The organism is Thermodesulfobacteriota bacterium (assembly GCA_036397855.1).
Taxonomy (GTDB): domain Bacteria; phylum Desulfobacterota_D; class UBA1144; order Nemesobacterales; family CSP1-2; genus DASWID01.
The window spans coordinates 1-17,391 of record DASWID010000003.1; the positions used below are offsets into that span (position 1 = coordinate 1).

Consider the following 17,391-nt stretch of genomic DNA (forward strand, 5'->3'; position numbering starts at 1 on the left):
TCTTTTGTATAAAAAAACGACCTGGGAAGGGGTAGGCGTATGAAATGTCCTAATTGCAATTATGAAAATCGGGAAAAAGCAAAGTACTGTAATCAATGCGGATCCAAATTAGATTTAGTATGTCCCGAATGTGGCAACAAATTTGATTTAAAAGACAAATTCTGTGATGACTGTGGGTATAAGTTAGACCGGGATGTAAAAGAAAAAGAACCCACACAACTTCAACTAGATAAACCCCAAAATTACATACCTCAAAACCTCGCTGAGAAAATTCTGGCTACTAGAGGCAGCGTTGAAGGGGAAAGGAAGTTTGTCACTGTCCTTTTTGCTGACGTAAAAAGCTTTACTTCGATAGGCGAATCGCTTGACCCCGAAGAACTCCGTTCTATTATCGAAAAATCATACCATATCTCGCTTAAAGAAATTCATCGATTTGAAGGCACTGTGAATCAGTTTCTAGGAGATGGGTTCATGGCCCTCTTTGGTGCTCCTATCGCCCATGAAGACCACGCCATTCGAGCTATTTACTCTGCAGTGGCTATACAAAGGTCCATGGCTGACTATAGCGAGGAGTTGAAAAAGAAAAACAATATAGATTTTAAGATGAGAATCGGAATAAACACCGGAACTGTTGTAGTGGGAAATATTGGAGATGACCTTAAGATGGACTACACCGCTTTAGGTAACACAGTGAACCTGGCATCAAGAATGGAACAGATTGCTCAGCCCGGAAATATAATGGTTGCTGAAGATACCTATAAATTAGTCAAAGACCAATTCACGTTTAACCCACTAGGTGCTCTAGACATAAAAGGTAAGAAGAAACCCGTACCAGCTTATGAGGTTATAGCACAAAAGGAAGAAGAGAAAACAAGGCTTGAGATTTCAAAGGAGCACGGATTTACAAAATTTATAGGTAGAGAAAGGGAAATAGAAGTTCTAAGAGATTCCTTTGCCAGGTCCAAGGAAGGGCTAGGACAGGTTGTAACCATATTGGGTGATGCAGGGATAGGTAAATCTCGACTTCTTTATGAATTTAATAAACTCCGGGAAGATGAGAACCTCCGTTACTTAGAGGGTAGATGTATTTCCTACGGAAAATCAATTTCTTACCTGCCAGTGATAGATATTATAAAAAAGAGGTTTCGAGTAGATAAGCTAGACACTGAGATAACAATAAGAAAGAAGATAGAGAAAGGAATTAGCGAAATAGACTCAAACTTAGAGGGTGGTATTCCTTTCCTCTACGACATACTTTCAATTGAGACAGATGCCCCTCTCCTGAAGAGCTTAGATTTAAGGGATAAAAGGAAAAGGACACTTGAGACCTTAAAGAATATAATTTTAGCCGATAGCAACTTGAGACCGCTTGTTGTAGCTGTTGAAAATCTTCACTGGATAGACGGTGCGTCTGAGGAGTTTTTAACCTTTCTTATAGATAACATACCAAGCTCTAAAATAATGCTAATTCTTACAAGCCGCCCCGGTTACAGGGCTAAGTGGAGTGAGAAGTCCTATCACATTCAGCTTGCCCCAAGCCGTCTGTCCGACAAGGAAGTAGAGGAGATGATAAAATCAATCTTAGATAGTGAAAAATTAACTGGGGAGCTAATCAAATTAGTTACAGACAAAGCCGATGGAATTCCTTTTTACGTAGAAGAGATTATTAAATCCTTCACTGAGGCGGGAATAATAGTTAGAGGAGAGGATGGCTATAGTCTTAGCAAGGAAACAGCCGAGGTGGATGTACCTGATACTATACAGGACATTATAATGGCAAGGATTGACAGGTTGGAGGAGAATCTTAAAAGGGTACTTCAATATGGCTCTGTTATTGGTAGGGAATTTAGCTATAAACTGCTAAAAGAGACAATGGAGATAGGAGAAGAGCTTCAAGATTATCTTGCTCAGTTGAAAGGCTTAGAACTAGTATACGAAAAGAGTCTCTTTCCAGACTTAGAATACCGATTCAAACACAGCCTTACACAGGAAGTAGCTTATAACAGCGTCCTTATTAAAAGAAGAAAAGAATTACATGGGAAGATAGGAGAGATAATAGAGGACTTATATGGCGATAAGCTGGAAGAGAATTATGAACTATTGGCATATCACTATGGAAGGAGCACCAGTGATGAAAAGGCTGTTGATTATTTAACCTTATCTGGGGATAAGTCGGCAAAGATTTATTCTACTGAGGATGCGATAGGCTACTATGAAGAAGGTCTGAAGAGACTGGATAACATGCCTGATACCAGGGCAAATAAAGAAAAGGCGGTAGATATATTCATAAAGCAGGCAAGAGTCATGCGTCTTATAGGTAAATTTAAGGAACACATAAAAACCTTAGAGAAAAACCTACCAATAGTAGAAGAACTTGGAGACAAAAACAGATTAGCAGAATACTACTTTAAAATGGGATTTTATTACTCAGTAATGGGAAGTACTGATGATGCAATTCAGTACTGTACGAAATCTCTTGAACTGGCTGAGTTAACAAAAAATGAAAGAATCATAGGATTAGCATCCGTTCCGCAAGGATACAACTATTGGTACAAGGGTGAATCTAAGAAGGCGATTCCCATCGTGAAAAAAGGTATAAAAATTCTGGAGAGGCTGGGAGATCATTATTGGCTTGGTATGTCTTTCCAAGCCATAGGGGCGTGTTATTGGCATACGGGTGACTGGGACAAAAACATAAACTACATGCAAAAGCTTCTGAAAAAAAGTGAAGAAGTCTCTGATATTAACTTATTGTCTCTAGCATATTGGTCTATAGGCAGAACCCATTTGGATAAAGGGGAATGGGATGTAGGGATTGATTATTGTAAAAAATGTTTGGATGTATCTCCTGCTCCTCTATTCTCTTTATTTGGCACAGGTTATCTTGGATACGGTTATTACAAAAAAGGCGAGTTAGAGAAGGCAATAGAGTATTTGGAAAAGGCTTCACAGCAAGCTTATGAATTTGGTCTGAAACATCACCAAACTGAATTTAGCGCCTACCTAGCAGAAGCTTATTTATCTACTAATAATAAAGATAAAGCTCTCGAAATCTTGAATAATATTCTAGGAACTATCAGAGATAGTGGTTATAGATATTGGGAAGGGGTACACCACAGAATCTTAGGAGAGCTATGCGATAAAACCGAATTTAAGAATGCTAAAAATTATATCGAAGATAGTATTAGAATCCTGAAGAAAGTAGGGGCAAAAAATGAGCTTGCCAAGAGTTACCTTAGCCTTGGAAGGTTATACAAAGAAAAAGGTGAAAAAGATAAGGCAAAGAAGTACGTTACTCAGGCCCTCCACGTATTCGAAAAGCTAGGCACACTTCACGAGCCCGAAAAGGCACGGCAGGTATTGAAGGATTTAGCTTAAAATCAAACTCCTCCTGTAGAAAAGGGGATTCATTGTGCCAACTTTTTATGACAACACAACGGAATATCTTGCGTCGACATGGTTAGAAGCGTGGTTTTTCCTCAAAATTGCAACTCCGCTTGACAGACACATTCTCAAGTGGAGTCGCGGCCGTATTTCGACCGGTGTTGGAACGCGATTTAACCACTTATTTGTGCTTCTTACCTCCAAAGTAGCAAAAACTGGCTTAAATCGCACTGTCCCACTGCTGCCGACATTTGACGGTGACGATATCATATTGATAGCCTCACGAGGCGGCTACCCAGACAACCCCGCTTGGTATCGCAATTTAAAGAAGAATCCTGAAGCAACTGTGGAATACCAGGGGATTCAGATAAAATGTATCGCTCGCGAAGCAGAGGGTGAAGAACGTGAAAGACTGTGGGAACTTTCAGCAGAGAATTATTCAGGATTCCAAAAGTATCAATTGTGTACTTTGCGCAAGATACCGGTGATGGTACTGGAGCGGGTCAATCCAGTAGAAAAATTGACAACATAGGAGATAGTTTAAAAGCGTTGCTTATTTGGAATCTAACCAAAACCTAATTGGACTGCTCAGATAAACATACGTATAGAGGGGATCCGCCCATTTTATGAGACAAGGATTCGCCATTAATCCATCTTTAACTGGAAGTGAAAAATAGTACTTTTTATATTAGTATATTGAAGGGCCCTTACAAATGGGATTGTAGAAACAAAGACTAATGAAAAAAATCATTCAACGCTAATAAAAATCTTTAAAGGAGGTTCTAAAATGAGAAGAAAAACATATTACGGTGTTATCCTACTGCTCGTTTTTATGTTTGTGCTTTCTTCAACAGGATATTCATCGTTGCAAGAGACTCAATCCGAGGAGGCAAAACAAACTCAGTCTTTAGTCGATGAAGCAGCCGCTTTACTGGAAAGCAAAGGGACGGAAGCTTTTACAGAATTTAGAAAGAAGGATAGTCAGTGGCTGAAAGGTGATACCTATATCTTCGCATTCGATGTGAATGGTATAGAAATTTTCCATCCCATTAAACCGGATCTCGAGGGGAAAAACATTATTGATTTCAAGGATGTTAATGGAAAAGCTTTCGTTCAGGAAATGATTGAAATAGCTAATACCAAAGGCTCAGGATGGGTAGAATATGTGTACCCTAAACCTGGAGAAGGTGCACCTTCCAAGAAAATGACCTATATCAAGAAGGTGAAAGCTGGAGATGAAACGCTCATCATAGGTTCCGGCTATTATACGGACTGATCGTTTGAGAGAGCAACCTTCCATGGTTGATGGCTTGAACATGATCCAAGAACAGTTAAAAATCAGTTTGATACGCTGAAAAACGGAAGACATATTGTCGAGGTTTAAGAGGAACCATGCTTTTGGCGCCTTGACCTAAAAAATATATCGAAGATGCCATTAAAATCCTGAAAAAAGTAGGGGCAAAAACCGAGCTTGCTAAGAGTTATTTTAGTTTGCAAAGGCTATACAAGGAAAAAGGAGAAAAATATAAGGCAAAGAAATATGTTACTAATGCTCTAAACCTCTTCGAAAAGCTGGGCACACTACACGAGCCAGAGAAGGCAAGGAAGGTATTAAGAGATTTAGGGTAATAGGCCACATTATTAATCCTAAACATCGTGCATTTAATCGAATGATGATATTCGTTCATAATAACAAGAAAGGAAGCCTTGGCTAACTTAAAAAATTAATGACTGAATTTATACACTCATAAACTTATGGGAAATATTCTTACTTTGACTGTGAATCAATTACAATATGGTTATTATTCAGCAAAGCTTGTCATACCGACGGGTTACCCACTGAAAGGGTGCGGGCATAAGTTTAAGCGGGAATCAATTAAAGAACACATATGGATACCCGATAAAAGCATTCGAGTATGACAATTGTATGGATGCACGATAAATCTTGTACCCGTATGATTTAAGCGGGGAGCATTCGGGCATGACAGAGTGGAATATAGGCGTAACGTGAGTTGATGAATTAAAGAATCTGTGTTGGAGTCCCCAATTTTTTGAAATGAGCTAGGAGGTGCATTGTGAGTTACGAGGCGATCGAAAACAAGGTTGCCCTTATTACCGGCGGGACAGAAGGAATTGGTTTTGGTATTGCAAATTCTTTTCTTGAGGCAGGCGCTAAGGTAGCAATAACGGGACTAAGTAACCTTCAAACGGCTAAAGAAAAGCTCGGAGGTAAAATTCTAACAATAAATGCTGACATCACCAATATAGAGCTTTGTAAGGCTACTCTCGATGAAGTTCTCGGGGAGTTCGGGAAATTGGATATTCTTGTAAATAACGCAGGAACCAATATCTACAAACCAACATCACAAACAACAATTCAAGAATTCGACTTGATATTTAACACCAACGTTAGAGGTCTCTTTGCACTAACCCAAACCGCGATTCCAGAACTTAACAAGACTCATGGGAATATAATCAACATCGGCTCAGTCTTTGGTTTTAGGGGTATGCCTATCTACAGCGTTTATTCTGCTTCCAAAGCCGCAGTAATCATGCTAACACAGTTGTGGGCTAAAGAACTAGCCCCCGATGTGAGAGTGAATACAATAAGTCCCGGTGGTATAGATACCGCCATCTTCAAAAAGATGTACGGTGAAGAAAAACATCAGCAGGTACTTGAATTCGTGAGTGGTCGTCATCTTATGAAAAGAATGGGACAACCTGAAGAAATTGCACGGATGGCACTTTACCTCGCCACTGAAAACTGGGTAACAGGAAGTAATTTCGTTGTTGATGGCGGGCTATTTCACTTGATCTGAGCTTCATCACCAAAAAAAGTAATACCATTCCCAGTTATTGAGTGTTCATATTGGTATCGGTAGGAGCACCATCTTGGTGCGACTAGATCGCGGCTAGAAGCCGCTCCTACGGTATGTTTTTTCATTTCCATTACGATTACTTTTCTATTGGAAATGGTATAACCAGGTCTGACACTAGGCTTCACGTTTTCAGGAATATAAAGGAGAGAATGACAACGTAGGGGGACTTTGGAGAAGATGAGACCGAAACAATAGCTCCATTCAAGTGCCGAAGCGAAAAGTTAAAACGAATACGAAAGTGAAACCTTGAATAAGTAGGGAGTAAGTGTAAATAGCATATATATGATAGAATATGTTTAAACCAGGCCTTGGGGGTTGGGTGAATGCGCTGCTCAAGTTGTGACTTTGAAAATCCGATAGAGATTAAGTTCTGTGGCAAGTGTAGTGCTCCACTTAAGAATGTCTGTTCGAACTGTGGTTTTGAGAACCCACCACGGTTCAAATTCTGTGGAGAATGTGCCACGCCCCTCATAGATCAGGCTCCACCATCCAAATCCACCGATATAGATAGACAGCCGTATACGCAAGAGGACAAGGGCGCTCAGGTCATACCGGTAATGTCTGAACGTAAAGCGCCAGAAGCAGAACGCCGCCAGTTAACGGTGATGTTTTGTGATTTGGTAGGCTCTACTTCTCTATCTGAACAACTGGACCCTGAAGATTTTCGGGATATTATTTGCTCCTATCAGGAATCCTGTGCAGAAGTAATTGATCAATATAATGGATATATTGCTCAATATCTGGGTGACGGATTACTTGTTTATTTCGGCTATCCATTAGCCCACGAAGACGATGCACATAGGGCTGTGAGAGCTGGATTGGGGATTGTAGGGGCAATGGACTTCGATAATAGTGCCCGACCCACTACCAGCACTATGCATGAATTGCCCTTACAAAATAGTCGTTTACAGCAACCCATACAAGTACGGGTGGGTATACACACAGGTCTTGTAGTAATTGGCGAGATGGGTGGAGGTAAAAGGCGCGACCCCATGGCTATAGTGGGGGAGACCCCGAATATCGCCGCACGGTTGCAAGCATTAGCTGAACAGAATACGGTTGTTATGAGCGCAGCCACATATAGACTGGTAGAGGGATTATTTGATTTCAAGAATTTAGGGACGCGCCTGTTGAAGGGGATTTCTACACCTATAGATGTTTACCAGGTGCTTCATGAAAGTCACGTACGTAGCCGCTTCGAGTTGGCTGTTAGTAAGGGTCTAACCCCACTAATAGGAAGGGAGCAGGAGGTGGAACTTTTGCTGGAGCGCTGGGAACGTGTCAAGGAAGGCGAAGGACAAGTAGTTTTACTCAGTGGGGAAGCTGGCATAGGCAAATCACGACTTGTAGAGGTGTTAAAAGAACGAGCGACGGAAGAGCCACATGCAAGGATAGAAAGTCGCTGTTCGGCCTATTACCAGAATAGTTCCCTATACCCTGTTATTGATCATATTGAGCGTCTGTTAAATTTTAGTAGGGAAGACACCCTCGAGAAAAAGCTGGACAAGCTAGAAAGGGTTCTAGACCATTATGACTTTTCACTCGAGGAAATGGTACCCCTTTTTGCCCCCTTACTTTCGATCCCACTTTTCGACCGCTATCCGCACCTTAACCTAAGTCCTCAAATACAGAAGCAGAAATCCATGGAAGCCTTGTTGGCATGGCTTCTTAAGGTATCCGAGATGCATCCAGTGCTACGTATAGTAGAAGACCTGCACTGGGTGGATCCCTCAACTTTGGAGTACTTGAGTCTTCTTGTAGAGCATGTCCCTAGGGCCAGAATTTTTGTTCTGCTTACTTTTCGCCCTGATTTTAGCCCGTCTTGGCCAATGCGCTCGCACCTGACCCAGATCACACTCAACCGCTTAGCCAGAAAACAGGTGGAGATAATGGTAGAGAAGGTAGCGGGGGGCAAGTCTTTTCCCACTGATGTAGTTCAGCAGATTGTAGCCAAGACCGATGGAGTACCTCTCTTTGTGGAAGAATTAACAAAGATGGTGATTGAGTCAGGGCTTCTAAGAGAGGAAGATGGGCGCTATGAGCTTACAGCTCCACTCCCCACACTGGCTATCCCTTCCACGCTGCAAGACTCACTCATGGCAAGGCTTGATCGTTTGGCTACTGTCAAAGAGGTGGCACAATTTGCGGCTACTCTTGGAAGGGAGTTTACATACGAGTTGCTTCATACTGCGTTGCCTATGGATGAAGCTACTTTGCAGAGAGAGTTGGCCAAGCTAGTGGAAGCTGAACTTCTATACCAGAGGGGTATTCCACCTAATGCCAGGTACTTCTTCAAACATGTCCTTATTCAGGAGTCAGCCTATCAATCTTTGCTAAAAAGCAAAAGGCGTGAGTACCATCAGAAAATTGCCGAAGTCCTGGAGTATAGGTTTCCAGAAACAATCGAGACTCAACCAGAACTTCTCGCCCATCATTATACAGAGGGTGGACTTATGGAAAAAGCAATACCACTTTGGCATAACGCAGGACAAAGGGCCATTGAGCGCTCTGCAAATGTTGAAGCGATCAGTCACTTAACCAAGGGTCTGGAGACGCTAAATACTCTTCCTGAAACTAGTGAACGGTCTCAGCAAGAGCTCACTCTTCAAATAACACTTAGTGTGCCCCTGACAGTTACCAAGGGATATGCAGCTCCGGAAGTAGGAAGAGTCTTCACTCGAGCCAGGGAGTTATGTCATCAAGCCGGAGAGACTACTGAACACATTCCTGTTTTACGGGGGCTGGCACAGTTCTATAGGGTTAAGGGAGAATTACAAACAGCACGCGAACTTGCGGATGAGCTTCTCACGTTAGCTAAGAGTTTTCAAAACCCATCTTATCTCTTGGAGGCCCATCTGGCACTTGGCGAAATATTATTCTGGATTGGAGATCTCTCCATGGCTCTGGATCATGTTAAGCAAGGTTTTACCCTTTACAGTCCCCAAGAGCACCGGTCTCATGCCTTCGTCTATGTACAGGATCCTGGAATGGCCTGCTGCGGATATGCTGCCTGGACCATGTCGTTAATGGGCTATTCAGACCAGGCCATAAGGAAGAGCCACGAAGCAATGACCCTTGCTAAAGAACAGTCTCATCCTTACAGTATAGCTATTGCACATGTTTTTTCTTCTTGTCTTCATCAGTTTCGACGCGAAAGCAACTTGACCAAAGAGCATGCAGACAAGTTAATCGAGATCTCTACTGAGCAGGGGTTTCCCCAGTGGTTGGCGTTGGGAAATATCATGCGTGGATGGGCGCTAATCGATCAGGGAGTGGAGAGTGAGGGAATTGAGGATATAGTGAGTGGCATAACAGCCCGACGAGCTAGGGGATCGGAAGTGGCATTGACATATTTCCTCGCCTTACTGGCTGAATCCTATGGTAAACTAGGACGGGCGGAAGAGGGGATCACCGTTCTTGCTGAAGCCATGGATACAGCACATAAAAATGGAGAACGTTTCTATCAGGCGGAGCTTAATCGGCTCAAAGGAGAACAATTGCTTGCCTTCTCTCCCGGTAATCAAGCTGAGGCCGAATCAAGTTTTCGTAAGGCCATCGACATCGCCAGTCACCAGAGCGCAAAGTCTTTGGAACTGCGAGCAGTGATAAGCCTGAGTCGTCTGTGGCAGAAACAGGGGAAGAAAGAAAGAGCTCATAAGATGCTTTCTGAGATTTACGGATGGTTCACCGAGGGATTCGACACAAGAGACTTAAAAGAGGCAAAGGCGCTGCTTGATGAGTTATCAGAAGAGTAAAGAGGGTAGGAATGTATTTACTATCTCGTTGAAATAGTATAAAAGTTGATAATCATGATTTTTATGATAGTATTACCTTTACTATAAGGTAATGTAAATTATATGAGGTATTACTATGAAATCGTCCGAAGAATTTGTTAGGACAGTGACTCAGAAGGGCCAAGTGACCATCCCGGCTGAGGTTCGTAAGCTCTTGGGCGTGAGCCCTCATGATAAGGTAGCCTTCGTGGTTGAAGATAAACGGGTACGACTTACTTCAACAAAAAGCATTGTAGAGCGCACTGCTGGGGTGTTTAAAAGCGATAAACCAACCCGCACGGCTGCAGAGTTACGAGAGGAAGCTCAACAAGCCATGGCGGAAGAGTCTCTAGAGCGGTTCAATCGCCCTCACAAAAGGCGTATGAAGTGATAGATGTCTGCAATATTCCTAGATACCAACGTACTACTTCGACATCTTATCCATGATGATCCGAAGCAATCAACAAGAGCAACGGACTTTTTACATCGAATTGAACAAGGTGAGATTCAGGCGCGTATCTCTGAACTAGTTATATTTGAAACGGTTTTTACTCTGGAAAGGAGTTATCGACAACTGAAGGCAAGAATTCGCGAAATCCTTCTGCCCTTGATCTCAATGCCTGGAATTATCTTACCCAATAAGCGGCGATGGAAGAGGGTTTTTAATTTATATGTAGACCTTAACCTTCCATTCGCAGATGCCTACCACGTGGGACTCATGGAAGAATTAAAATTAACCGAGATTGCTACTTTTGACACCGATTTTGACCGTGTTCCTGGAATCAAACGAATTAAGCTCTAGCCCTAGTTCACTCCGATTTCAAGATAAAATATTTTCTCTTCTATTCTTCTTCCAAATTTTAGTAAATCGTTTGAGGTAAGTTCCCTTCTATTATTGTAAACTAAATTTATTGGTTAAAGAGATGATCTGTAAAAGCTGTGGATTTGAAAATCCGGATGTTATGAACTTTTGTGGCAGGTGTGCTAGTCCTCTGAGTCTCAGGTGTCCACATTGCGGCTCTGAGAATCCACCTGGGGTTGCTTTCTGTGGCAAGTGTGCTGCTTCTCTCTCATGGCAAACTCAGGTTTCCAAATCCACCAATACAAACAAGCAGTTAGAAAAGCAAGAGGATAAGGTTGCACCTGGAGCCGAGCGCCGCCAGTTATCGGTTATGTTTTGTGACCTGGTAGGCTCTACTTCCCTATCTGAACAACTAGACCCAGAGGATCTTCGCGACCTTGTCCGCGCCTATCAAGAAGCCTGTGCAGAAGTAATCGATAACTATGATGTATATATTGCTCAATATCTGGGGGATGGATTGCTTGTTTACTTTGGTTATCCCCTTGCGCACGAAGACGATGCACAGAGGGCTGTGAGAGCGGGTTTAGAAATTGTAGGGGCTGTAGGGGCGATGAGCTTCGCTGATAGTGCCCGACTCACTACCCGCACTATACATGAATCGCCCCTACAATCCCGCTTACAACAAACCCTTCAAGTACGCATAGGCATTCACACAGGTCTTGTAGTATTAGGCGAGATGGGGGGAGGAAAGAAGCGTGACATGGCGGCAATAGTGGGAGAGACACCGAATATCTCCGCACGGTTGCAAGCATTAGCTGAACCGGATGCGGTGGTCATAAGCCCAGCCACATATAGGCTGATAGAGGGATTATTTGATTGCAGGAGCCTAGGAATACATACGTTGAAGGGGATCTCAACTCCAATGGAAGTGTACCAAGTGCTTCAGGCAAGTGCTGTTCGCACCCGATTCGAAGTGGCTGTTACGAAGGGGCTTACGCCTCTTGTTGGGAGGGAACAGGAGGTCGCTGTTTTGCTCGATCGTTGGGAACAGGCAAAGGAGGGGAGAGGGCAGGTGGTATTGATTAGCGGAGAGGCAGGAATAGGTAAGTCACGCCTTTTACAGGTTCTAAAGAATAATATTTCTGATGATGAACACGTGAGGATAGAGAGTAGGTGTTCACCCTTCTATCAGAATAGTGCTCTATATCCAATTATAGATCACCTACAACGTTTTTTGTTCACAAGGGAAGATACTGTAGAGGAGAAGCTGAGCAAATTGGAGAAGGCTCTTATAGGGGCGGGTTTGAAACCCGCCCCTACATTTCAGGAGGCAGTTTCTCTTTTTGCCTCTCTACTTTCTTTGCCCTTTTTAGATAGGTATCCACCGCTCGCAATGAAGCCCAACAGATGCTGGCTGAGATTCACGGCTGGTTTACTGAGGGATTTGACACTAAAGATTTGAAAGAGTCAAAGGCACTACTCGAAGAACTATCGTGAATCCCAATTCGAAGAGGTTGGAACACTCCACCAGCCCGAAAAGGCAAGGAACGTATTGAAGGATTTAGTGCAATCTTAATAATAATCATGTATAAAATATAGTTAGGATTAAAAATCTACCCTTCTTATAAATATATCTTTTAGAATATTAATAAAGAAGGTTACATAGGAGGTGCAAACATGGCCCGAGTTAAATACATTGAACAAAGCGATACGGACAATCCCATAATTAAGGAGGCTTATGAGCGGATGATAAAAAAAAGAGGCAAGCTGACAAATATTTACAAGGCCCTTGCCCACAAACCTTCAATTCTATCTACAATTGGACCATTTGTTGCAGCCGTTCAACAACCAGATGAGCTGGACGCAAAGCTAAAAGAGAGAATCATTCTTAGAGTATCTAAGATAAACCGCTCAAGGTATTGCTGTCACGCACATGAGCAAATCAGTGCCAAAATGGGCTTTACCCGCGATGAGATTACTGAGATGGATAATCCCAATTCAGCAAATATTTCAGACGCCGAAAAAGCGGCCTTAAGATATGCTGAAGCTCTCACAGTAAACCCGGGTAATATAAGTGAAAAGGTGTATAACGATCTTAAAAAGTATTATAGCGAATCACAAATTGTGGAAATAACGGCTATTGCATCTCTTTACAACATGATTAATCGCTTTAACGAAGCACTGAAGCTCGACCCTGAGGAATACTGATAAAATTGACCTACGGTGTAATGAACTCACAATGAATCGGATTTCCGGAGAGAAAATGGAGATAAAAAAGGGGTTGGACTATTCTGTACTGCATAAGTTAGACAGCCCGGCTAATCAGTTGATTCGAAAAAGTATCTTCGGAGATCAAGACATCGGTCAGCAGTCATTTATCACTCCCGAATATCTAGATGAATTAATACAGGAGACAGGAATAGATTCCGATAGTCATGTTCTGGATATTGGTAGCGGTGTTGGAGGCCCTGCTCTTTACATAGCGAATAAAACCGGATGCCGATTAACAGGAATAGATATTTCAGATGTCGGAGTCGAAACGGGCAATAAACTTGCTAGCGATGCCGGTCTCGGCGATCGTGTTGATTTCATTCTTGGGGATGCAATGGAGATGCCATTTCCGGATAACACTTTTGATGTATCTATCAGCATCAACGTAATGAATGTGTTTAAAGATAAGGAAGGTCTGTTTCGACATGTAGTGCGAGTTTTAAAGCCGAAAGGATTATTCGCTTTCTTGAGCGGGACCTTTAATATGCCTGATGACCCAAAGATCGTCGAGGATATGGCGCATGGCTATCTTATCCCCCAGTACTATGACACAGTGGATGGTTATAAGTCCAAGCTAAAACGAGCAGGGTTCATGATAGTCAAGGTAATTGAATACGTTTGGGATTTTAGAATTCAAAACAAGCTGTGGGGTGATGCTTATAAAAAGCACTACGATACTATTGTAAAAGAGCAAGGTAAAGAAAACACGGATTTACACATAATTTATTTTGACACCTACCTAAAACTTATTGATGAAGGTCGCGCAGGAAATCACCTATTTATCTCACAAAAGCCCGGCGGCCGAGTCATAAGCTAAAATCTTTCTAATTTAAATTGTAGTATCTTCCTCCCCAAGAATTAAACAAATCTTTAAAAGTTTCCAACGTTAATTTCGAATCGAGCGATGCAGGAACCGACGCCCTCATCAGTCCATGAGCTTTGGTGCTTATGCAAAAGAACCGAGTGCATCTATTTGACATTGCGATTTGTAACATCTTAAAATCATAGATAGGGCAAATGTACAGTAAGGTCATTATAGATAGTCAATTAATATTAATTTAAAGCTTATTTTCATTCCCACTATATAGATTCTCAATTTAGTTAAATGCGTTGTTCTAATTGCGGGTTTGAAAATCCGGATGGGATGAATTTCTGTGGCAAGTGTGCTACCTCGCTTGGACCTGGTTGTCCAAATTGTGGTTTTAATAACCCTCCTGGCTTTGAGTATTGCGGCAAATGCGCCGCTCCAATTTCGAAGACCCAACAAGTAGAAAAAAACCGAGAGGCCCAACTCCCCGTTAGAGAACGACAAGCTCCAGATGCAGAACGTCGCCAGATAACGGTGATGTTTTGTGATTTAGTGGGATCTACTGCTCTTTCTGAAAAGCTTGATCCAGAGGACATGCGACAATTGATGCAGGAATATCAGGAGGCCTGCGCAAAAGTAATAAAAAGATTTGAAGGATACATAGCTAAGTATCTAGGTGATGGAATCCTTGTTTACTTTGGATATCCAAAGGCACACGAAGACGATGCCCAAAGAGCTGCTAGAGCAGGTTTGGAGATTGTTGAACCAATTCGTAAGCTACCAATCAAATACGAGAACTTGAACAAAGCCCAAGGGTACAAATAGGTATTCATACAGGACTTGTGGTGGTCTTGTTATTCTGGATGAACCGCTTGAATCAGCGCATAAAAATGCAGAACGTGTCCATGACGCGGAAATTTATCGATTGAAAGGTGAATTGCTGCTAGACTGCACTGAAAATAATGATGTGAAGTCCGAATCAAATTTTCATCAGGCTACGGAAGTTGCAAATAATCAGAGCGCAAAATCCCTTGAGCTGAGAGCAATATTGAGCTTGAGCCGTCTGTGGCAAAAACAAGGCAAGAAAGAACAGGCTCGAAATATGCTTTCCGAAATTTATAGATGGTTCACGGAGGGATTTGACACCAGAGACTTGAAAGAGCCCATGGCCCAATTAGAAGAGCTGTCTAGTTAGTCGGGAGTCAAGAGGCGAGAGTGTGAAGATACAAAAGTTAGAAGACATCATTGCTTGAAAGTATTCTCGGCTATAGCCCCCGCATAGATGTTGCAATTTCTCTTCAATACACGTATACTATACGTACTCACCGCCATTTTAGGAGTTTAAAATGCAAAAAAAACTAACCATTACCATCGATGAAAAGGTGTATAAAGGGTTACATAAAGTGATTGGCCATAGGAAAATCAGTCAATTTATCGAATCTCTAGTTCGCCCTCATGTCATCACTCAAGATTTAGAAAATGCTTACAGAGAAATGGCCCAAGACGAGAAACGAGAAGCTGAGGCTTTAGAGTGGTCTGAGGCCACAATCGGAGATATTAGCGATGAACCGCGGTGAAGTTTGGTGGGTGAACTTTGAAACATCGGTAGGTGGTGAAATCCGAAAGAAAAGACCAGCAGTAATTATCAGCAATGATGCATCAAATAAATATTTGAACCGACTACAAGTGGTACCACTTACGAGTAAAGTTGACCGGCTTTACCCAAGTGAAGCATATGTGACACTGAGTGGAAAACAGAATAAAGCAATGGCTGATCAACTCACAACTGTGAGCAAGTTTCGCATGATTAATCTGGTAGATAGGCTATCGATTTCCGATATGAAGAAAGTAGAAAAGGCTATAAAGGTACAACTCGGTTTTTAACGATTGATGGGCCCAAATCTATTGTTGACTAACTTAAATCGTAAACAAAAAAATTACGATTGAAGATCCTTCGGCTCAGCTAAGGACGAAGTGCTCAGTGCGATCGGGATTGATTTCACTATTCCCTTCAACCATAGCCGAGGTTTTCTAACCTCGGTTTAAACCAAGCGTTATAATACAGACTTTGACATTTAAGATTTTCATTATAGTATTACCAATTACAAATCGTATTGATAGGATAAATAGGTAATACTATGCAAAGACATGAAGAGTATATAAGAACGGTAACTCAAAAAGGCCAGGTTACCATACCTGCCAATATACGCAAACTCCTCGGTGTCGGTCCCAACGATAAGATAGCATTCATTTTAGAAGGTAACAAAATACATCTTACTAGCACGAGAAGTGTGGTTGAACGTACTGCAGGCGCATTCAAAAGCAGGATACGCCCCAGTAAAGTCGTCGAATTGAGAAAGAAGGCTGAGAAAGCTCTCGCTGGGGAAACCTTAGAAAGAACCGGAAAGTAGATGTCGGAAATATTCCTGGATTCCAATATTCTACTTCGCCACCTTTTACAAGATGATCCACTGCAATCGCCCAAGGCTACGTCTTTTTTATATAGGGTTGAAAACAGGGAGCTCCAGGTCCACATCTCAGAGCTAGTAATATTCGAAACGGTCTTCACTCTTCAAAGAAGTTATAAACAGCCGAAATCAAAAATCCGAGAAATACTAATCCCTCTGATTTTTTTGCATAGGGTTCTATTATCAGGCAGACGAATGTGGAAAAGGACCTTTGATTTATATGTAGATCTTAATCTTCCATTCGCAGACGCCTATCATGTCGTGTTCATGGAGAAGCTCAAACTTACGGAGATCGCCACTTTCGATACGCATTTTGACCGCGTGTCAGGAATAAAACGAATCGACTTATGACTGTTTGCTTAACGTCAGGATCAAAAATTCTTATTACGCTCTCGTATAAAAATACCTCTGGTCAATGTAGATTTTTACATTAGGTATTCAGTAATGATATGAATTACAGGAAACTTGGAAATACGGATTTAGAGCTGTCGGAGATCGGGTTTGGTTGCTGGGCGATGGGTGGGGGATGGGGAAAGACCGACGATAAGGACTCAATCGCTGCCGCAAGGCGTGCACTTGATTTAGGAAGTAATCTTTTTGATACAGCCGATGTTTATGGATTCGGTCATTCTGAAGAAGTTCTGGCCAGGGCACTGGGAAAGAGGAGAAAGGATGTAATAATAGCTACAAAGGGAGGGCTTGTTTGGGACGAGCATGGCTGCCTTTTCAGGTCTGGTTCGAGGCATCACCTAATTAATGCGGTGGAAGCGAGTCTGAAGAGGCTTAAAACCGACTATATTGATCTATATCAAATTCACTGGCCTGATCCAAATACACCATTGGAAATAACAATGAAAGTAACGGATGATTTGGTTAAATCAGGCAAGGTGCGCTACATCGGCGTTTCAAACTTTACGAGAAAACAGATGAAGGAATGCCTGAAGGTTAGACAAATAAACTCCCTTCAACCGCCATACAATATGTTTATGAGGGATATTGAAAAGGA

The 17,391-nt window shown here is 42.1% G+C and carries 17 protein-coding genes and 2 pseudogenes; all 19 read left to right on the forward strand.

The genetic code is table 11. From position 1 onward, the window contains the following. Positions 1-39: 39 nt before the first annotated feature. A complete protein-coding gene (locus VGA95_00140) occupies positions 40-3,378 on the forward strand; it encodes an adenylate/guanylate cyclase domain-containing protein (protein HEX9664954.1) in 3,339 nt (1,112 codons plus the stop codon). A 34-nt stretch (positions 3,379-3,412) separates the two neighbouring features. Next, positions 3,413-3,916: a nitroreductase/quinone reductase family protein gene (locus VGA95_00145; GenBank protein ID HEX9664955.1), complete on the forward strand. Its 504-nt coding sequence runs from the start codon at positions 3,413-3,415 to the stop codon at positions 3,914-3,916. A gap of 255 nt (positions 3,917-4,171) precedes the next feature. Then, positions 4,172-4,660 (forward strand): cache domain-containing protein, encoded by a 489-nt coding sequence (locus tag VGA95_00150; GenBank protein HEX9664956.1) that lies wholly within the window; start codon positions 4,172-4,174, stop codon positions 4,658-4,660. 215 nt (positions 4,661-4,875) lie between these two features. Beyond that, positions 4,876-5,013: a hypothetical protein gene (locus VGA95_00155; GenBank protein HEX9664957.1), complete on the forward strand. Its 138-nt coding sequence runs from the start codon at positions 4,876-4,878 to the stop codon at positions 5,011-5,013. Between the two features lie 446 nt (positions 5,014-5,459). Next, the gene (locus VGA95_00160) at positions 5,460-6,203 is read left to right on the forward strand and encodes an SDR family oxidoreductase (protein HEX9664958.1); all 744 of its coding nucleotides are present in this window, start codon (positions 5,460-5,462) and stop codon (positions 6,201-6,203) included. 383 nt (positions 6,204-6,586) lie between these two features. Then, on the forward strand, positions 6,587-10,018 hold the full coding sequence (locus VGA95_00165) for an adenylate/guanylate cyclase domain-containing protein (protein ID HEX9664959.1): 3,432 nt from the start codon (positions 6,587-6,589) through the stop codon (positions 10,016-10,018). 115 nt (positions 10,019-10,133) lie between these two features. Beyond that, positions 10,134-10,427 carry an AbrB/MazE/SpoVT family DNA-binding domain-containing protein gene (locus VGA95_00170; GenBank protein HEX9664960.1) on the forward strand — a complete coding sequence of 98 codons (294 nt, stop codon included), beginning with the start codon at positions 10,134-10,136 and terminating at the stop codon, positions 10,425-10,427. Positions 10,428-10,430: 3 nt separating this feature from the next. Beyond that, entirely contained in the window at positions 10,431-10,838 is a 408-nt protein-coding gene (locus VGA95_00175; protein ID HEX9664961.1) for a PIN domain-containing protein, read from the forward strand. A 121-nt stretch (positions 10,839-10,959) separates the two neighbouring features. Then, positions 10,960-12,300 (forward strand): adenylate/guanylate cyclase domain-containing protein, encoded by a 1,341-nt coding sequence (locus VGA95_00180; protein ID HEX9664962.1) that lies wholly within the window; start codon positions 10,960-10,962, stop codon positions 12,298-12,300. Between the two features lie 215 nt (positions 12,301-12,515). Then, positions 12,516-13,046, forward strand: coding sequence for a carboxymuconolactone decarboxylase family protein (locus VGA95_00185; GenBank protein ID HEX9664963.1), 531 nt, complete (start codon positions 12,516-12,518; stop codon positions 13,044-13,046). A 55-nt stretch (positions 13,047-13,101) separates the two neighbouring features. After that, positions 13,102-13,926: a methyltransferase domain-containing protein gene (locus tag VGA95_00190; GenBank protein ID HEX9664964.1), complete on the forward strand. Its 825-nt coding sequence runs from the start codon at positions 13,102-13,104 to the stop codon at positions 13,924-13,926. Positions 13,927-14,214: 288 nt separating this feature from the next. Then, positions 14,215-14,337, forward strand: a pseudogene (locus VGA95_00195) (zinc-ribbon domain-containing protein). Positions 14,338-14,427: 90 nt separating this feature from the next. Further along, a pseudogene (locus tag VGA95_00200) lies at positions 14,428-14,697 on the forward strand (adenylate/guanylate cyclase domain-containing protein). A 145-nt stretch (positions 14,698-14,842) separates the two neighbouring features. Beyond that, positions 14,843-15,112, forward strand: coding sequence for a hypothetical protein (locus tag VGA95_00205; protein HEX9664965.1), 270 nt, complete (start codon positions 14,843-14,845; stop codon positions 15,110-15,112). Positions 15,113-15,263: 151 nt separating this feature from the next. Beyond that, positions 15,264-15,494 (forward strand): addiction module antitoxin, encoded by a 231-nt coding sequence (locus VGA95_00210; GenBank protein ID HEX9664966.1) that lies wholly within the window; start codon positions 15,264-15,266, stop codon positions 15,492-15,494. Continuing rightward, positions 15,481-15,801 (forward strand): type II toxin-antitoxin system PemK/MazF family toxin, encoded by a 321-nt coding sequence (locus tag VGA95_00215; GenBank protein ID HEX9664967.1) that lies wholly within the window; start codon positions 15,481-15,483, stop codon positions 15,799-15,801. The genes VGA95_00210 and VGA95_00215 overlap by 14 nt, the downstream gene beginning before the upstream one ends. A gap of 254 nt (positions 15,802-16,055) precedes the next feature. Further along, the gene (locus tag VGA95_00220) at positions 16,056-16,328 is read left to right on the forward strand and encodes an AbrB/MazE/SpoVT family DNA-binding domain-containing protein (protein HEX9664968.1); all 273 of its coding nucleotides are present in this window, start codon (positions 16,056-16,058) and stop codon (positions 16,326-16,328) included. Continuing rightward, positions 16,329-16,736, forward strand: a complete 408-nt coding sequence (locus VGA95_00225) for a PIN domain-containing protein (GenBank protein ID HEX9664969.1) — start codon at positions 16,329-16,331, stop codon at positions 16,734-16,736. It abuts the gene before it with no gap. Between the two features lie 98 nt (positions 16,737-16,834). Further along, positions 16,835-17,391 (forward strand): aldo/keto reductase (locus VGA95_00230; protein HEX9664970.1); only part of this gene is annotated, 557 nt, incomplete at its 3' end.